Below are 16,757 nucleotides of genomic sequence, written 5' to 3'. Positions count from 1 at the left end.
ATGAGCAACCCGTTCGAGAACCCCGAAGGCGTCTACTCCGTCCTCGTCAACGACGAGGGCCAGCACAGTCTTTGGCCCGACTTCGTGGACGTACCGGCGGGCTGGACGGTCGCGTACGGACCGGCCGCGCGGCAGGAGTGCCTCGACCACATCGAGGCCAACTGGACGGACATGAGGCCGAAGAGCCTGGTCGAGGTCGACGGGGTCTGAGCACACGGAAGGGGGGGCGGGTCCGAACTTCCTCGGACCCGCCCCCCTTTCACGTTCCCGTGGTTCAGGACGCCGGCTGCTCCACCTTCGTCGACGTCTTGCCGTCCACCGCCGCCGCGAGCTGCGGCACCATGCGGTCCAGGACGTAGGGGATGCTCAACACGGTAGACAGGGATACCGCGTTGCCGTAGTCGCTGGTCTCCTTGATGAAGACCTCGCGGCCCTGCTTCACCACGTTCAGGTCGCCGTAGATCTTGTCGCTGTGCAGCTTGGTGACGGCCGTGGTGGTGTCCGGCACGATCCACACGGCGACCTTCTGGTCGAGGAGGTCGTAGCGCTCCTTGCTGATGTTGGCGCCGAACGTGTCACCGATGACCTTGTCGAGGTCCTTCGGCAGCGTGAAACCCAGGTCGGCGAGGAAGCGGGAGCGCGGGTCCTGGCTGCCGTAGACGAAGACGCCCTCGTACGGGGTCGCCATGACGGCCGACGCACCGGCGAAGGAGGGGTTGGCCTTCTTGGCCGCCGCGAACTTCGCCTCGACGCCCGACACCAGGGTCTTGGCCTCGTCGGCCTTGCCCATCGCCTTGCCGATCTCCTCGGTCTGCTGCTGCCACGGCACGCCGTAGTCGTTGTAGGCCTTCGGCTGGGCGACGACCGGCGCGAACTGCGACAGGCTCTGGTACTGAGCCTTCGTGAGACCCGAGTACACGGCGAGGATCAGGTCGGGCTTCAGGGCGGCGATCTTCTCCACCTGCGGACCGGTACCGGTGTCCTTGAGGACGGTCGGCGCCGCCGCGCTGCCCAACTTGTCCTTCGCCCATGGGCCGATCGCGCCCTTGTAGCCGCCGAGCCACTCGGTCGTGCCGACCGGCACCGTGCCCAGGGCGAGGACCGCGTCCTGGTCGGTGAGACCGACCGTGACGATCCGCTTCGGCTCGGACTTGATCGTCGTACTGCCGAACTTGTGGGCGATCGTCACAGGGAACGCGTCCGCGGAGGCCTTCGCCTCCGACCCCGAGGTGTTCGAACTGGACGACGTGGAGTCGGAGTTGGAGGAACCGCAGCCGACCGCCGTGACGGCCAGCAGGAGTACGGAGGCGAGCAGGCCGGACAGCCGTGAAGCTCTGGTGGCGCGGGGCATCGGATGATCCTTCTGTTCGTCGCGGTGGGTTCGGCGGGGGGTGACAGGTCTGGGGGAGGTCTGAGAGGGGGGTGCCTAGTGGGCGTCGGGGGCTGCCTCGGCGGAACGGCTGTCGGACCAGGCGTGCCACAGGGCGGCGTACTGGCCCTGGGCGGTGAGGAGTTCGTCGTGCGTGCCGTTCTCCACGACCCGGCCGTCGCTCAGGACGATCACCCGGTCCGCGGAGGCGGCCTGGCTGAGCCGGTGCGCCACGACCAGCGCGGTACGGCCACGCAGCGCCTGCTCGGCGGCCTCGTCGAGCTGCCGGGCGCCCGAACTGCCCGCCTCCGCCGTGGCCTCGTCGAGTACGACGACCGGCGGGTCCGCCAACAGCAGCCTGGCGAGGGCGAGTTGCTGTGCACGGTCGGCGGTCAGCCGATGACCACCGTCACCGACGACGGTGTCCAGCCCCTCCGGCAACGCCTCGACCCAGCCGAGCGCGCCCACTGTTTCGAGCGCCTCCCGGAGTTCCTCGACGTGCGCGTCCGGGCGGGCCAGCCGCAGATCCTCGGCGAGCGGCCCGGCGAAGACATGCACCTCCTGTGTGACGAGCCCGACCAGGTGACCGGCCTCGTCCGGTTCGGCGCCGCCGACGTCGATCCGGCCGGACTGCGGGCGGTGCAGCCCCGCGACCAGCTTGGCGAGGGTCGTCTTGCCCGCACCGGTCGTACCGACCAGCGCGACCCGCTCCTTGGGCCGTATCTCCAGGTCGACGTCGTGCAGCACCGGGCGGCCCGGCACATACGCGTGGGAGACACCGGTCAGCGTCACGGACGGGGGCCCGCCGGCCGTCGTACGGTCGTCCGCGCGGTCGGCGACCACGGGCGCGGGTTCGTCCACGACCCCAACGAGCCGTGCCAGTCCGGCCGTTGCCGACTGGGCGTCGTCCAGCAGCACCAGTGCGGTGTTGACCGGACCGAAGAGACTGGCGAAGTACAGCGCGGCCGCGGTGGCCGTACCGACCGACGCGGAACCGTCGCGCACCAGCAGGAACCCGGTGACCAGGACGGCGGACAGTCCCAGGTACTCGGCGATGTGCAGCCGACTGTAGAAGCGGAGCATCAACTGCACGCCGCTCATGGTCAGTTCGACCGCCGACCGCGAGCGTTCGGTGACCCGCCGGGTGTGGCCCTTCTGCAGCCGGTACGCCCGTACGGTCCGCGCCCCGCCGATGGTGTCCAGCAACTGCTGCTGCTGTGTCCCGGTGGCGATGCGTTCCTTGGCGTACAGGGGAACGGCGTTGCGCACGTACCAGCGGGCGGTGTGCGCCTGCACCGGCACGGCGATCAGCGCCGCGATCAGGAACCGCCAGTCCAGCAGGGCGAGCGCGCCCAGCGTCAGCACGATCGACAGCGCGGACCGCGCCAGTTCGGGCAGTGCCCCGCGCACGGCGTCGGCGACCCGCGAGACGTCGCGCGTGACACGGGCGTTGAGATCACCGGACCCGGCCTTCTCCACCCGGTCGAGGGGGAGCGACAGGGCACGCTCGACGAACAGTTCGCGGAGTCGTGCGAGCGCGGTCTCGCCGAGCCGCGACACGAGGGACATGCCGAGCGCGGTGGTCACACCCTGGACCAGGGCGACCCCGGCCAGCGCGACCACGGGGAAGGTGAGCGCGTCGGGGGAGCGGTGCTCGGTGACGACGTCGACGATATGGCCCAACAGGGGCTGGGTGAGCAGTCCGACGGCCGTGGCCAGCACCATCAGCCCGAATCCGGCGGCGGCCAAACCCCGTTGCGGGCGCAGGAGTTCACGGACTGCGGCGCGGGTGCGGGCGGGGGTGGCGGTGGGGAGGAGGGTGCGGTCGGGCTCGGACTGGTCGGGGTTCGATGGGTCGGCGGGCGTCCGCTCTGCACGCGGCTGTCCGGCGTCGACGGGCTCGGCCTGCGTCAGCCCGGCACCCACCTGCCCGGCACTCGCCTGCTCGATGTCCGCCTGCTCCGCGTCCATCCCTCGCACGTCCACCCGTCGCGCCCCCGTCCCCTCGGCTCCGGTCGTCATGCCAGCACCGCCGTCCGGTAGGTCGCGTCGGTTCGTACGAGGTCCGCGTGGGTGCCCTCGGCGCCGACGCGGCCGGCGTCGAGGAGGATCACGTGGTCGGTGACGGCGAGCAGGGCGGGGCTGTTGGTCACCACGATCGTGGTGCGGCCCTGCCGGAACTCACGCAGACCGCTCGCGATACGCGCCTCGGTCACCGTGTCGACAGCGGTGGTCGGATCGTGCACGACCAGAACGGGCGGTCCGGCACGCAACGCCCTTGCCAGCAACACGCGTTGGCGCTGCCCACCGGACAGGGAGCGCCCGCCCTCACCGACGCCGGTCGCCGTGCGGTGCGGCAGGGAGTCGGCGACTTCGTCGGCGCGGGCGGCGGCCATGGCGCGCTCGGTGAGGAGATCGGCCTCTCCACCTTGAGAGTCGTCTTCCGGTGTCACGTTCGCCGCCAACGAGCCCTCGAACAGCGCCGCGTCATGGGCGGCGACCAGCACGGCCGCCCGAAGTCCCGCCGGATCAAGCCGAGTCAGCGGCACGCCGTCCAGCTCGACGGACCCCGACTCCGGATCGGTCTCCCGCCCCAGGCACCGCAACAGCGCCTCCGCGCCGGCCGGGTCCGTCACCGCGATGCCGGTCAACTGCCCGGCGGGCAGGTCGAGATCGACACCGTCGAGCCCACCGAGCCGTACGCCACGCAGCCGCAGTTCCCCGCGGACGGGCGCGGCGACCGGGTCGTCGCCGTCCACCACGGCGTGCCCGGTGGCCAGCACCTCGGCGACACGCGCGGCCGAGGCACGGCCCTGCGCCAGCTCGGCGTTGACCCAGGCGAACGTCTCCAACGGCCCCAGCAGGAACAGCGCGAGCCCCACCGCCGACACCAACTGCCCCAGAGTCATCGACCCGTTGAGCGCCAGCCGGCCGCCCACGAGAGCGATCAGCGCGATGAACCCACCGGTGAGCGCGAGCACCAGCCCGGTCTGCCAGGACTCGGCACGCGCCGAACGCAGCGTGGCGGCAAGGGAGATGCGACTCGTCCGGCGATACCGCTCGACGGCGGCGTCCTGCGCACCGAGGCCCTTCAGCACCCGCAGCCCGGCCACCAGGTCGGCGGCCACGCCCGACGCATGAGCGGCCTTGTCCTGCTCGGCCTCGCTACGACGCTCCAACGGCTTGCTCAGCAGATGCCCCAGCCACAACAGCACGGGCGTACCCAGCAGCACGATCAACCCGAGCGTCACGGACGTCAGCAGCAGCGCAACCGCGCTCACAGCGACACCCGCGAAGGCCCAGATCCCGGCCATCAGCGCCATGTTGACCGCGCCGACCCGCTTGGCGTCCTCGGTGGCGACGTTGGCCAGTTCCCCGGGCAGCCGTCCCTCCTCGGCACCGCCACGGGCGTCCAGCACCCGCCCCACGATCGCCAACCGCAGTGTGTGCGCGGCCTCTTCGGCACTGCGCTCACCGGCCTTGGCGCCCAGCCGGAAACTCCACGACAGCGTCACGTACATGACGGCGAGTACGCCGAGCCAGAGCGCCAGGCGTCCGGCGTTCTGACCGGCGACGGCCTGGTCGATGACGACACCGATGAGCACCGGCACCAGGGCTTCCCCCAGTTGGTGCACGCTTCCGAGCGCCGAGCCGAGTGCGACACGCCGTGTCTGTCCCTTGACCGAGCGCGTCAGGACGTCCCGCCCCGACAGTTCCCCTGCTCCCACCAGCCACCCTCCGGAAACCGGCCAACTTAGGCAAGGCTACCTTAAGTGAATCTCGGGCAGTCGACGCCCTTTCGGTCCTCCTGGCACGTAACGGAGCGATTCCGATGCGGTCGGCAGAGGGGCCTCCGAGCCGTCGTCCGAGCCGTCGTCCGTGCCGTCGCCCGAGGGGCGTTGTCGTCTGACGCCGAGCGGTAGGCTTCCGGAGTGCGCCCATTTTTCCGCGAGGCGCATGCCGGCAGGACAGGCAGTCCGCGCAGCACAGGAGGACCGGCGTTGCACGTCCAGGAATGGCTCGACTCGGTTCCGGCGGTGGCCGTCTACGCCCTAGTGGCACTCGTCATCGGGGTGGAGAGCCTGGGCATCCCGCTGCCGGGCGAGATCGTCCTGGTCTCGGCGGCCCTGCTCTCCTCCCAGCACTCGGACATCAACCCGGTCGTCCTGGGCGCCTGCGCGAGCCTGGGCGCGGTGATCGGCGACTCCATCGGCTACGCGATCGGCCGCAAGGGCGGACGTCCCCTGCTCGCCTGGCTCGCGAACAAGTTCCCCAGACACTTCAGCGAAGGCCATGTGGCCACCGCCGAGCGGTCCTTCGAGAAGTGGGGCATGTGGGCCGTCTTCTTCGGCCGCTTCATCGCCCTCCTCCGCATCTTCGCGGGCCCCCTCGCGGGCGTACTCCGCATGCCCTACTGGAAGTTCCTGATCGCCAACGTCCTTGGCGGAGTCATCTGGGCCGGCGGCACCACGGCGGTCGTCTACTACGTAGGAATCGTCGCCGAGGACTGGCTCAAGCGCTTCTCGTACTTCGGCCTGGCGGCAGCGGTCCTGGTCGGCGTCGCCTCCATGCTGATGGTGCGCCGCAAGGCGCAAAAGATGACAGCCAAGAAGAACGAGCCCGAGCCGGTAACCGCCGGCGAGTAGTGAAGGGGCGCGGGGCTGTGCTCAATATGCGGCTCCGCCGCGTGGTCGCGAGCAGCCGCACACGACCCGCACCCGCCAGACGCCCTACTCATGGACCCCGCGATGCGCCTTGGCCAACTCCGCATACATGGTCCCGTTGAGGGTCAACCCCTCCCGCTCCTCACCACTCAGCTCCCGCCGCACCTTCGCAGGCACCCCGGCGACCAGTGACCCAGGCGGCACAACCATCCCCTGCGGCACCAACGCCTGAGCCGCAACAAGCGAACCCGCCCCGATCACCGCCCCGTTGAGCACGGTAGCGCCCATCCCGATCAGACAGTCGTCCTCGACGGTCGCCCCATGCACAACGGCGTTGTGCCCAACGGAAACCCGCTCCCCGACACTGACCGGAAACCCCGGATCGGCATGGAGCGTGCAGTTGTCCTGGATGTTGCTGCTCGCGCCCACCGAGATCCGCTCGACGTCACCGCGCAACACCGCCCCGTACCAGACACTCGCCCCCGCGGACAGCGTCACATCCCCGATCACGGACGCCGTAGGAGCCACGAAGGCCTCCCCGTCGACCTTCGGCTCGCGCCCACCAATACCCACGATCAACGCCCTGTGCGTCATAAGACCCTCCCAACCGTCGAAGACACCCGCACGGTACGACATCGGTAGGGCGAAGATCACAGCGGCCGGACCTCATGGGTGCGGCTCACGCTGAGTACCGTGGCCGGGTGCCCAACCGCAAGAACACGTTCTCAAAATGGCGGAGCCACCTCGCGCAGCGCGCCGTCCACGCGGGCTGGGCCTGGGTGCAGCGCACGGGCTCGGTGACGGCCGAGAACCCCGGCCGCTTCCGTTTCGGCGCCATCGGCGAGGCCACCCGGCTCGCCTTCCCCCTGGGCACGGTCTTCGGTGAACCCTGGATCCACCTCGGCTCCCACTGCATCGTCGGCGAACAGGTCACCCTCACGGCGGGCCTGATGCCGGACCTCGACCTCGGCCCCGACCCGATCCTGCGCCTGGGCGACGGCGTCGTCCTCGGCCGTGGCAGCCACGTCATCGCCGACACGACGGTCACCATCGGCAGCGACTGCTACTTCGGGCCGTACGTCTACGTCACGTCCACGAACCATTCCTACGACGACCCGCACGAGCCCATCGGCAAGCAGTGGCCGCGCATGGAACCCGTCGAGATCGGCCCCGGCTGCTGGGTCGGCACCGGCGCGGTGATCCTGCCGGGCGCCCGGATCGGCCGGAACGTGGTGGTGGCGGCCGGTGCGGTGGTCCGCGGTACGGTCCCCGACCACGCCGTGGTGGCGGGCGCGCCCGCACGGGTCGTACGCCGGTGGACCCCTACGGAGGGCTGGCAGCCGCCGCTCCGCACCCCGGCGCCGGTGCCGATCCCCGCGGATGTGACCCCGGATCAACTCCGAGCACTCGCGGGCCTGGACGAGGCGAGCGCGGCACGGCTGGCCGAACTGGACGAGAACGTGATCGCCCACCTCGCGGAACTGGACGCGGAGGCCTGACCCGGCACGCATGGCGAGGCGTCCCCACACGCAACCCGCCCCACCCCTCACCCCGTCGCCAGCAACAACGTCCCCACCAACGCCAGCCCCGCCCCCGCCGCCTGGATCCCCCGCAACCGCTCGCTCAGGAACCCGCGCGCGGCCAGCGCCGTCACCACCGGATACAGCGACGCGAGTACCGCCGCCACCGTCACCGGCCCGTGCTGCGCGGCGATCGAATACGTTCCGTTGGCCGCCACATCGGCCAGTCCCACGAAGGCCAGTGCCGGCAGCGAACCCCAGGGGAACCCGCCCGCCGGGAGCGCGGTCCCGCCCCGCCGTACGGAGACGTAGAGCGCGGCCCCACCTGTGGCAACGTTCGTCACGCGCTGTACGAACAGGGCGAGGAAGAGGCCGGTCACGCTGCTGGACGCCTCCGTGATCAGCGCGAACACCGTGCCGAAGCCGAGCGCGGCGATCAGGGTCAGCAGGATCGTCTGGCGCTGCACGGGCGCACCCCGCAACTGCGGACCGCCCGCGAGGACGACCCCGGTGACGGCGACCGCGATCCCCGCCGCCTGCATCAGACCGGGCCGCTCGCCGAGAAAGAGCCCCACCCCGACCGGTACGGCCACGCTCAGCGTCGCGAGCGGCGAGACGACGCCCATCGGGCCCAGCGCCAGCGCCTTGTAGAAACTGAACAGCGCGACCGGCCCCACCACCCCCGCCGCCAACGCGAACCACAGCCGCGGCCCGGCCTCGCTCCAGCCCCCGGTGCCCACCACGACCGCGCCGAGCACGGCCGCCGCGATCCCCTGCGAGACCACGACCACCGTCAGCGCCGGGGTCCGTCGGGTCAGCAGGCCTCCGCCGAAGTCGGCCAACCCCCACAGGAGGCTGGTGGCCAGGGCGAAGAATGCTGTCACGGGGTGCCTCGCAGTACAGTTCGGTGAACAATCGGGTGCAGCACACCGTAGTTCGATCCATTGCACCCTGTCATCCACAATATTGAACTCAAGGTATGGGCGGAACGTGTCGGACCTCGACCTGCTGAACCAGTCCCTGGCTCGCAACGTCAAGCACTGGCGCTCGGTGCGCGGCTTCACCCTGGACGTGCTCGCCGCCCGGGCCGCCGTCAGCCGGGGCATGCTCATCCAGATCGAGCAGGCCCGCACCAACCCCAGCATCGGCACGGTCGTCAAGATCGGCGACGCCCTCGGCGTCAGCATCACCACCCTGCTCGACTACGAACAGGGCCCGAAGGTCCGCATCGTCCCCGCCGACCGCGCCGTCCGGCTCTGGCACACCGACGCAGGCAGCTACAACCGCCTCCTCGCCGGCACCGAGGCACCCGGACCGCTGGAGATGTGGGACTGGCGGCTGATGCCGGGGGACTCCAGCGCCTCCGAGCCCCACCCCACCGGCACCGTCGAACTGGTCCATGTCACCACCGGCGAGCTGACCCTCACCGTGGATGGGGAGGACCATGTCGTCCCGGCCGGCGCGAGCGCCACCTTCGAGGCCAACACCCCGCACACGTACGGCAATCGGGGCGACGAACCGATGGAGATGGTGATGGCGGTGTCGGTCCCGCCCGTGCACCGGGAGACCCCGTGAGCAGCCGCCGTACGCCCCTTCGGGACACCCCGTGAGCCGCCGCCGCACGACTGTTAGCGTGCCGTCATGCGCGCACCCATCGGACACTTCGACCACGCCACCCCGGCCCCCGACTGCCTCGACGAGCTGACCCGCCCGGTCGCCGACGCCCTGCGTGCCTGGCAAGGCAGCGTCCCCGCCGACCAGTTCGTCTACGTCGACACCGACCCCGAGTGGGCCGACACCGCCACCTTCGTCGAGCACTACGGCCGTGAGTTGCTGGAGCAGTCGGCGAACTGCGTGGTCGTCGCCGGGAAGCGCGGCGGCGAGACCATGCTGGCCGCGTGCGTCGTCCTGTCCACCACCCGCGTCGACGTGAACGGCGTCGTCCGCCGCCAACTCGGCGCCCGCAAGGCCTCGTTCGCGTCGATGGACACCGCGACCGGCGAGAGCGGCATGGAGTACGGCGGCATCACCCCTGTCGGACTCCCCGCCGACTGGCCGGTGTTGGTCGACTCGGCCGTCGTGGACCTGCCGTACGTCCTGGTCGGCAGCGGCCGCCGCCGCGGCAAACTCCTCGTCCCGGGCAAGGCGTTCGCGGAACTCCCGGGCGCGGTGGTGCTGGAGGGCCTGGGCGTCGCCTGACCCCCAAGCCGTAGAAAACCGGCCTCACGCCATGGCGTGGTGGTGCGCCAACTCCCCATGCGGGTCCGCCTCGCCCGGCGCCGGCGCCGGATCCGCGTGCACCAGCGCCGCCGTGAGCCGCGGTACCGCGTGCAGCAGGGCATGCTCCGCCGCTACGGCGACGGCGTGGGCCTGCCGTACCGTCGCCTCCCCGTCCACGACCACCGCCACCTCGGCGCGCAGCCGGTGTCCGATCCAGCGCAGCCTCAACTCGCCCACGCCGCGCACCCCTTCGACCTCCCGCACGGCGTGCTCGGCCCGGTCCACCAGGTCCGGATCGACGGCGTCCATCACGCGCCGGAACACCTCGCGCGCCGCGTCCCGCAGGACCAGCACGATGGCGGCCGTGATCGCCAACCCCACGATCGGGTCGGCGAGTTGCCACCCCAGCGCCGAACCGCCGGCCCCGACCAGCACGGCCAGTGAGGTGAACCCGTCGGTGCGGGCGTGGAGTCCGTCGGCGACGAGTGCGGCCGACCCGATCTCCCGGCCGACCCGCATCCGGTACCGGGCCACCCACTCGTTGCCCACGAACCCGACCAGTGCCGCGACGGCGACCACCGGGACGTGTGACATGGGACGCGGATCGAGCAGCCGGTCCACCGCCGCCCAGGCCGCGAAGGCGGCGGACGCGGCGATCGTCAGCACGATCGCGATCCCGGCGAGGTCCTCGGCGCGCCCGTAGCCGTACGTGAAGCGGCGGGTCGCGGCCCGGCGGCCGAGTACGAACGCGATGCCGAGCGGTACGGCGGTCAGCGCGTCCGCCGCGTTGTGCACGGTGTCGCCGAGCAGCGCGACCGACCCGGACACGACCACCACGACCGCCTGCACGAGCGCCGTCACCCCGAGCACGGCGAGCGAGGCCCAGAGGGCGCGCATGCCGCGGGCCGAGGACTCCAGGGCGGAGTCGAGCTTGTCGGCGGTCTCGTGGGAGTGGGGGGTGAGGAGGTGGCCGAGGCGGTGACGGATGCCCGTGGGGGAGTGGTCATGGGGATGCGGGTGGTCGTGGCCGTGGTCGTCGTGCGGGTGGGCGTGCTCGTGTTCGTGGTGATGCTGGTCGCTCACGTCGGTCCCTTTCCGGTGCGCGGGTGGACGTACGGCGCCCACAGGACCATTATGTGCGTATGAGCGCACGCATGCACCTATCAACTGCGCATGATGCGCATCCGCGCACCCCGGGCGAGGAACAGTTCGCGCTGGCCGCCGAACTCCTGGCCCTCCTCGGCGACCGCACCCGCCTGACCCTCCTGCACGCGCTGACGGCGGGCGAGTCCGACGTCACCACCCTCACGGAGGCCTGCGACGCGGCCCGCCCGGCGGTCAGCCAGCACCTGGCGCGGTTGCGTCTGGCCGGTCTGGTCACCACGCGCAAGGAGGGCCGCCGGGTGATCTACGCGTTGAGCGACGGTCATCTACGACGGCTCGTCGACGAGGCGTTGAACGTGGCGGACCACCGCCTCACCGACCGCCCGCCGCACGACTGACCGCCGTACCTCAAGTGGCCGCCACAGCTTAGGAGTTGGGGTCCTTGCCCAGGTAGCTCTCCGCGAACGCGAGGCCCGCGGCCGGGGATTCGAAGGCGCGGCGGAGCCGGGCGAGGGTGGTGCCCGCGCGGTACGGGTCGCCGGACGACGTGCCGTGGTAGACCTCGGAGAGCCACTGGGAGAACTCCTGGTAGTCCCACACGCGGCTCAGGCAGGCCTCCGAATAGCCGCCCAGGCCCGCGGAGTCGCCCTTCGTGACATACGCGACGAGCGCGTCGCCGAGCAGGAACGCGTCGTGCAGGGCGAGGTTCATACCCTTCGCGGCGATGGGCGCGGTGAGGTGGGCCGCGTCGCCGGCGAGGAAGAGCCGGCCGAACACCATGGGCTCGACAACGTAGTTGTGCATGTCGAGCACGCGCTTCTCGATGAGCCGGCCCTCGGTCAGCGGCGGGGCGCCGGTCGCGGCGAGGCGGTGCTGGAGCTCGGCCCAGACGCGTTCGTGGGGCCAGTTGTCGGGGTCGTCGCCGGGCGGGCACTCCAGGTAGTAGCGGGTGACCTCGGGACTGCGCGCCATGTGCCCGGCGAACCCGCGCGGATGGACACCGAACACCACGCAGTCCGACGACGGCGGCGCCTCCGCGAGCAGCGCGAGCCAGCCGATGCCGTAGTCGTGCCGCGCGATCCGCGCCCGCTCCGGCGGCAACGCGGCCCGGGTCACCCCGCGCGCACCGTCGCAGCCCGCCACGAAGTCGCCCTGCACGAGCTGCCGTTGACCGGTCTCCGGGTCGGTGTACGACACCATCGGGCGATCGGAGTCGAGATCGTGCAGCTGGACGTCCTGGACGCCGAAACGGATCTCGCCGCCCCGCACGTCCGCGTACTCCCGCACCAGGTCCGTCACCAGCAACGGCTGCGGATAGACGAAGTGGTGATGCCCCGTCAACTCCGTGTAGGACAACCGGTGCCGCTGCCCGCCGAACCGGAACTCGCACTCGGTGTGCAGCTGCGCCCGCTCCAACAGCCGCTCGGCGAGCCCCCGTTGCTGCAGGCCACGGACCGCCCACTCCTCGATGACGCCGGCCCGCGGCCGCTGTTCGATGAACTCCCGGGTCTCGGACTCCAGCACCAGGCAGTCGATCCCGGCGGCGCGCAGGATGTTGCCGATGGTGAGTCCGGCGGGTCCGGCGCCCACGATGATGACCGGAAAGTGGTGTGGGGAGGCGGAGTTGGGGTGGGGGGAGGTGAAGGTCACCGGACCATTATGACGGTGTCCAGACAGCCGGAAACCGGCCACCTGGAGGGCGGCCGGTTCGGATTTCGCTGGGGGAGGGTTCGGGTCAGTGCGCGGGTGCGTCCGTGATGACGACCTCGTCGATGCTGCGCTCGATGTCCTCGGACCGCGACGCGGTGGCCTTGGCCCAGTAGTAGATGACGAGGGAGAAGACCGCGACCACCGCGATGTCCCACCACAGTGCGATGTGACCCTGACCGCCGAAGCTGCCCTGCCACGAGATGACTCCGAGGCCCAGCAGATAGACCGGCAGCCACTGCGCGGCCTTCCAGTCCAGCCGGGGTGCGTCGGGCCGCTGGTTGGCCGTGGCGTACCAGGCGTAGGTGCCGAGCAGCAGGTAGCCGAGGACGATGGCGACGCCGAGCCGCCACAGGGTGTCCCAGCCGGCCCAGTAGATGATGAGGTTGGCCACCACGAACGACAGCGGCGAGAGCACCTTGCCGAAGGGGAGCCGGTAGGGGCGCTCCAGCTGCGGCAGCCGGTCGGCGAACACGCCGTACGCCAGCGGGGCGCCGGCGTACATCAGGACGCTCGCCGAGGTGATGAACCCGACCAGTTCCTGCCAGCTCGGGAACGGCAGGAAGCAGACCACGCCGGTCACGAAGGAGATGATCAGGCCGAACCACGGCACGCCCCGCTTGTCGGTGTCGGCGAAGACCTTGGGCGCGTAGCCGTTCTTGGACAGGCCGTAGGAGACGCGTGAGGTGGCGGTGGTGTAGATCAGGCCGGTGCCACCGGGGGAGATGATGGCGTCGAGGTACAGCACGACGCTCAGCCAGCCGAGGCCCACCACGGTCGCGAGGCCCGCCCAGGGGCCGCTGATGCCGTGGTACTTCAGGTGCTCCCAGCCGTGTGCGAAGGAACTGCCCGGGAGCGCGCCGATGAACACGACCTGGAGCAGGACGTAGATGGTCGCGCCGATGGCCACGGAGCCGAGGGTCGCGCGCGGCAGGTCCCGCTTGGGGTCGCGGCTCTCGCCGGCGAGCTGGATGGCCTGCTCGAAGCCCAGCAGGGCGAAGATGATGCCGCTGGAACTGATCGCGCTCAGCACACCCTTGGCACCGAACGGCGCGAAGCCGTGCGAGGTGAAGTTGCCCGGGTGGAAGTTGCCGACCGCGATGATGAATATCGTGGCGAGCGGCACGGCGATCTTCCACCAGGTCGCGGCGCTGTTGGTGTGCGCCAGGACCCGGACGCCCAGGAAGTTGACGACGACGAACACGGCCATGAGGAAGACGGCGACGAGGATGCCGCTGCCCGTCAGCGTCCCGTCGGTGTGCTGGAAGCCGGTCGCCCAGGACCAGTGACCGGCGTAGCCGATCATCGCCTCGACCTCGACCGGCGCCACGGTCGCCGCCTGCAGCCAGGAGAACCAGCCGAAGGACATACCGGCCAGGCCGCCGAAGGCGTAGTGCGGGTAGCGTGCCGTGCCGCCCGCGACCGGGAACATACCGCCGAGTTCCGCGTGCACCAGGGCCAGCAGCACGATCGCGACCGTGCCGATCAGCCAGGAGATGATTGCCGCCGGACCGGCCACCACCACGGCCTTCTCGGCGCCGTACAACCACCCGGAGCCGATGATCGAGCCGACTGATGCCCACATCAGCCCGATCAGGCCGACGTCCCGCCGCAAGCCGCTCGGATCCCTGGTGGCCTCCGGGACGAGTTTGTCAACACTCACCATGTCAAGGGGCCTCTCGAAGTCAGCACGCATGCTTAACGGTCGGGAGGCCTCAGGCTAGGAATGAATGAATTTTTTCAGAAGTACGTTGCCTGAAATTTGACTTGGGCTGGAGAGCTTCTTTTACACAGCGCTCGCACAGGCCTGCGCAGGTCAGTCGAGTCGCGGGATCTCGATCGCCGGGCAGCGGTCCATGACCATGTCGAGACCGGCGGCGCGGGTGCGGTCGTACGCGCCCTCGTCGATCACCCCGAGCTGGAACCAGACGGCCTTCGCGCCGATGCCGACCGCCTCGTCGGCGACCGCGCCCGCGAGGTCGCTGTTCACGAACACGTCCACGACGTCGACCTCGAAGGGGATGTCGGCGAGGGAGGCGTAACCCTGCTCGCCGTGCACCGTCTCCGCCTTCGGGTGGACGGGCACGATGCGCTTGCCGTAGCGCTGGAGGACGTCGGCCACGCCGTGTGCCGCACGCCGTTCGTTCGACGACAGGCCCACGACGGCCCAGGTGTCGCCGGACTCGGTGAGGATCTTGCGGATCGTTGATGGGTCGCCGTACATGCTCGGCCTCCTAGGGAATCGTGCGCGCCCGCTGCTGCCTGCGACAACAGCGGGCGGCGCACCGTGATTCCTCAGTCCGACACCACGGACGTGTTGAGGCCCCTGTCGTAGTGGTTGTGCGCGATCTTGATGCCCGAGCTGCCGTGGAAGACGAACAGCGGGGAGGTGTACGGCGGTTGGTCCGCCGGGGCCAGGCGGCGGACCGTGTTGCCGGTGAAGGTGAAGCCGCCGACGCTCTTGGCGTTGACGACCGTCACGTCGCTGATGTCGAAGGAGTTGTGCTCGACCTTGATGTTGTGGTGCACCGGGTTCGCCGGGTCGACGACCTGGTTGGTCGGCTCGACGAAGATGACCGGGCCGGTGGGGCGCGTGAAGGTGTTGTCGCGGATCGTGAGGTCGGCGACCGGGCCGGACTCGTACCACTGGTAGGCGTCGGCGGAGACGTAGATGCTGGCCATGGACATCGCGTCGAAGCTGTTGCCCGCGATCAGGACCGGCTTGCGGGTGGTGACCAGGATGCCGCGCGTCGGCACGTTGCGGAACGTGTTGCCGGTGATGACGACGGACGGGGTGGCCGTGATGTTCTCGACGACCGTGCCGCCGATCTCGACCCCGGCGGGGACCGGCCGGTCGAAGGTGACGTTCATGGTGGTGAGGGACTTGGTGTGGTCCATGCCGCTCGGGCCGTCCACCGCCGTGACCTTCGCGTGCGGGTCCGCCACCGGGGTCATCGTGCGCTGCGTCGTGAACTCGACCTCGTCGCCCGGCGCGAACTGCGGGAAGCCGGCGGTCTGCGGGTGCTCGTAGGCGAGAGTGAGCGTGTTCGGCCCGGGCTGCCCGACGACCTCCAGGTACGTGCCGTGGATGTTGATCGGGTCGTCGTGCGGGCCGTCGAAGAGGCTCCGGGTGATCGAGACCTTGCCCTTGACGCCGGACATCTGCACGAAGTCGGCGAACGACGCCGTGGACCGGCCGGACTTCGGATCGGGTGCGAAGTTCACCTTGTCGATCGAGATGTTCTCGCTGAACTGGCCCACCACGCCGAAGGACTGGAGGTAGTAGGCGTTCATCGAGCGCATCGTGACGTTCTTGGACTGCCAGATGAAGGCGCCCGGTTCCGTCCGCTCGATGAGGCGCATCTGGTAGACGAGCCCGGCGTCCGTCGGCTGCGTCGCGGTGGTGTAGTCGATCCGGATCCGGCGGTCGCCGAGGTCGGTGACCGAGGAGACGTCGTTGAAGAGCGGGTTGTCGCCGCGCCAGGTCCGTTGCGCCTTGGGGTCGTGGATCTGGGTGTACTGGAGTCCGTCCGTGCCCGACCAGTACGGCTGTCCGGTGGCCGGGCTCTTCTCGCCGAGCCAGGTGATGTGCGTGCCGTTCACCTCGTACGGGCTGCCGGCCGGGATCTTCAGGACGCGGTAGGCGTGCGCGTCAGTGCCACCGGTGACCCCAGTGGTGGCTACTGTCGCGTCGATGACCTCGGGCGCCGCGTAGTCGAACGAGAAGTTCTGGAACGTCACGTTGGTCGAGCGGATCGAAGCGAACGCCGTCTGCAGACCGTGGTAGACGAGCTTCGCGCCACCGCCGTCGACGGTGACGTCGTGCATGTCCTCGATGAGGAGCCCGATCTTCTTGTCGCGGTAACGCTGGTCCGCGCCAACGGTGTTGGAGACGTACAGCTCACGCGTCTCGGCCCGCTCGGGGTAGAGCTGGTAGGTCCCCTTCGAGAACTCGATCCGCACCGCCCGCCCGTGATCGACGCTCTTGGCGTGCCGCAGCGCCGCGACGACGGCGGGCGTGGAGTCCGTCCGGCCCGTGGGGTCGGCTCCGAACGCGTCCACGTCGACCACCGCCACCGGCGTCGTTCTCTGCGCCGCGGCGACAGGGCCGCCGCCGCCCACGAGCAGCGCGAGCGCCACCCCGACAAACACGAACCGAGACCGAGACATAGC

The 16,757-nt window shown here is 70.3% G+C and carries 16 protein-coding genes; 6 read left to right on the top strand and 10 right to left on the bottom strand.

The genetic code is table 11. The features are described 5' to 3' along the window. A complete protein-coding gene (locus OG496_RS12745; RefSeq protein ID WP_266869299.1) occupies positions 1 to 210 on the top strand; it encodes an MbtH family protein in 210 nt (69 codons plus the stop codon). Between the two features lie 64 nt (positions 211 to 274). On the opposite strand, the gene OG496_RS12740 is transcribed toward OG496_RS12745, so the two are convergent. The 3 genes from OG496_RS12740 to OG496_RS12730 form a co-directional block, all read right to left on the bottom strand. Next, positions 275 to 1,351, bottom strand: a complete 1,077-nt coding sequence (locus tag OG496_RS12740; protein ID WP_405970945.1) for an iron-siderophore ABC transporter substrate-binding protein — start codon at positions 1,349 to 1,351, stop codon at positions 275 to 277. A 75-nt stretch (positions 1,352 to 1,426) separates the two neighbouring features. After that, positions 1,427 to 3,391: an ABC transporter ATP-binding protein gene (locus OG496_RS12735; RefSeq protein WP_405970944.1), complete on the bottom strand. Its 1,965-nt coding sequence runs from the start codon at positions 3,389 to 3,391 to the stop codon at positions 1,427 to 1,429. Further along, a complete protein-coding gene (locus OG496_RS12730) occupies positions 3,388 to 5,097 on the bottom strand; it encodes an ABC transporter ATP-binding protein (RefSeq protein ID WP_405970943.1) in 1,710 nt (569 codons plus the stop codon). The genes OG496_RS12735 and OG496_RS12730 overlap by 4 nt, the downstream gene beginning before the upstream one ends. A gap of 273 nt (positions 5,098 to 5,370) precedes the next feature. Between OG496_RS12730 and OG496_RS12725 the strand changes: the two genes are divergently transcribed. Further along, positions 5,371 to 6,015 carry a DedA family protein gene (locus OG496_RS12725; protein WP_405970942.1) on the top strand — a complete coding sequence of 215 codons (645 nt, stop codon included), beginning with the start codon at positions 5,371 to 5,373 and terminating at the stop codon, positions 6,013 to 6,015. An 84-nt stretch (positions 6,016 to 6,099) separates the two neighbouring features. On the opposite strand, the gene OG496_RS12720 is transcribed toward OG496_RS12725, so the two are convergent. Next, a complete protein-coding gene (locus OG496_RS12720; protein ID WP_405970941.1) occupies positions 6,100 to 6,627 on the bottom strand; it encodes a gamma carbonic anhydrase family protein in 528 nt (175 codons plus the stop codon). A gap of 107 nt (positions 6,628 to 6,734) precedes the next feature. On the opposite strand from OG496_RS12720, the gene OG496_RS12715 reads away from it, so the two are divergent. After that, entirely contained in the window at positions 6,735 to 7,532 is a 798-nt protein-coding gene (locus tag OG496_RS12715; protein WP_405970940.1) for an acyltransferase, read from the top strand. 47 nt (positions 7,533 to 7,579) lie between these two features. Here OG496_RS12715 and OG496_RS12710 read toward each other — a convergent pair whose 3' ends face one another. Beyond that, positions 7,580 to 8,437 (bottom strand): EamA family transporter, encoded by an 858-nt coding sequence (locus tag OG496_RS12710; RefSeq protein ID WP_405970939.1) that lies wholly within the window; start codon positions 8,435 to 8,437, stop codon positions 7,580 to 7,582. 106 nt (positions 8,438 to 8,543) lie between these two features. Here OG496_RS12710 and OG496_RS12705 point away from each other — a divergent pair, with 106 nt between their 5' ends. Both OG496_RS12705 and OG496_RS12700 read left to right on the top strand, forming a co-directional pair. Beyond that, on the top strand, positions 8,544 to 9,128 hold the full coding sequence (locus tag OG496_RS12705) for a helix-turn-helix domain-containing protein (protein WP_405970938.1): 585 nt from the start codon (positions 8,544 to 8,546) through the stop codon (positions 9,126 to 9,128). A gap of 66 nt (positions 9,129 to 9,194) precedes the next feature. Continuing rightward, the gene (locus tag OG496_RS12700) at positions 9,195 to 9,752 is read left to right on the top strand and encodes a YbaK/EbsC family protein (protein WP_399396410.1); all 558 of its coding nucleotides are present in this window, start codon (positions 9,195 to 9,197) and stop codon (positions 9,750 to 9,752) included. Between the two features lie 24 nt (positions 9,753 to 9,776). On the opposite strand, the gene OG496_RS12695 is transcribed toward OG496_RS12700, so the two are convergent. Further along, entirely contained in the window at positions 9,777 to 10,856 is a 1,080-nt protein-coding gene (locus tag OG496_RS12695; RefSeq protein ID WP_405970937.1) for a cation diffusion facilitator family transporter, read from the bottom strand. A 59-nt stretch (positions 10,857 to 10,915) separates the two neighbouring features. Between OG496_RS12695 and OG496_RS12690 the strand changes: the two genes are divergently transcribed. Further along, complete coding sequence (locus tag OG496_RS12690) at positions 10,916 to 11,275, top strand: metalloregulator ArsR/SmtB family transcription factor (RefSeq protein WP_327405635.1); 360 nt, start codon at positions 10,916 to 10,918, stop codon at positions 11,273 to 11,275. A gap of 28 nt (positions 11,276 to 11,303) precedes the next feature. Here OG496_RS12690 and OG496_RS12685 read toward each other — a convergent pair whose 3' ends face one another. The 4 genes from OG496_RS12685 to OG496_RS12670 all read right to left on the bottom strand — a co-directional run bounded on the left by OG496_RS12685 (position 11,304) and on the right by OG496_RS12670 (position 16,754). After that, complete coding sequence (locus tag OG496_RS12685) at positions 11,304 to 12,527, bottom strand: 4-hydroxybenzoate 3-monooxygenase (RefSeq protein ID WP_405970936.1); 1,224 nt, start codon at positions 12,525 to 12,527, stop codon at positions 11,304 to 11,306. An 85-nt stretch (positions 12,528 to 12,612) separates the two neighbouring features. After that, entirely contained in the window at positions 12,613 to 14,250 is a 1,638-nt protein-coding gene (locus OG496_RS12680) for an APC family permease (RefSeq protein ID WP_405970935.1), read from the bottom strand. A 150-nt stretch (positions 14,251 to 14,400) separates the two neighbouring features. After that, positions 14,401 to 14,808, bottom strand: coding sequence for a CoA-binding protein (locus OG496_RS12675; RefSeq protein ID WP_405970934.1), 408 nt, complete (start codon positions 14,806 to 14,808; stop codon positions 14,401 to 14,403). A gap of 71 nt (positions 14,809 to 14,879) precedes the next feature. Further along, entirely contained in the window at positions 14,880 to 16,754 is a 1,875-nt protein-coding gene (locus OG496_RS12670) for a right-handed parallel beta-helix repeat-containing protein (protein ID WP_405970933.1), read from the bottom strand. Between the last annotated feature and the right edge of the window lie 3 nt (positions 16,755 to 16,757).

Source organism: Streptomyces sp. NBC_00988, assembly GCF_045162645.1.
In the GTDB taxonomy this organism is placed as follows: Bacteria; Actinomycetota; Actinomycetes; order Streptomycetales; family Streptomycetaceae; genus Streptomyces.
Note: the sequence above shows the minus strand (reverse complement) of the source record. Positions and strands in the feature narration are given on the sequence as shown.

Coding starts and splice junctions, on each gene's coding strand:
- OG496_RS12745 (WP_266869299.1), top strand. CDS start 1: ATGAGCAACCCGTTCGAGAACCCCGAAGGCGTCTACTCCGTCCTCGTC.
- OG496_RS12740 (WP_405970945.1), bottom strand. CDS start 1,351: ATGCCCCGCGCCACCAGAGCTTCACGGCTGTCCGGCCTGCTCGCCTCC.
- OG496_RS12735 (WP_405970944.1), bottom strand. CDS start 3,391: ATGACGACCGGAGCCGAGGGGACGGGGGCGCGACGGGTGGACGTGCGA.
- OG496_RS12720 (WP_405970941.1), bottom strand. CDS start 6,627: ATGACGCACAGGGCGTTGATCGTGGGTATTGGTGGGCGCGAGCCGAAG.
- OG496_RS12700 (WP_399396410.1), top strand. CDS start 9,195: ATGCGCGCACCCATCGGACACTTCGACCACGCCACCCCGGCCCCCGAC.
- OG496_RS12690 (WP_327405635.1), top strand. CDS start 10,916: ATGAGCGCACGCATGCACCTATCAACTGCGCATGATGCGCATCCGCGC.
- OG496_RS12680 (WP_405970935.1), bottom strand. CDS start 14,250: ATGGTGAGTGTTGACAAACTCGTCCCGGAGGCCACCAGGGATCCGAGC.
- OG496_RS12675 (WP_405970934.1), bottom strand. CDS start 14,808: ATGTACGGCGACCCATCAACGATCCGCAAGATCCTCACCGAGTCCGGC.
- OG496_RS12670 (WP_405970933.1), bottom strand. CDS start 16,754: ATGTCTCGGTCTCGGTTCGTGTTTGTCGGGGTGGCGCTCGCGCTGCTC.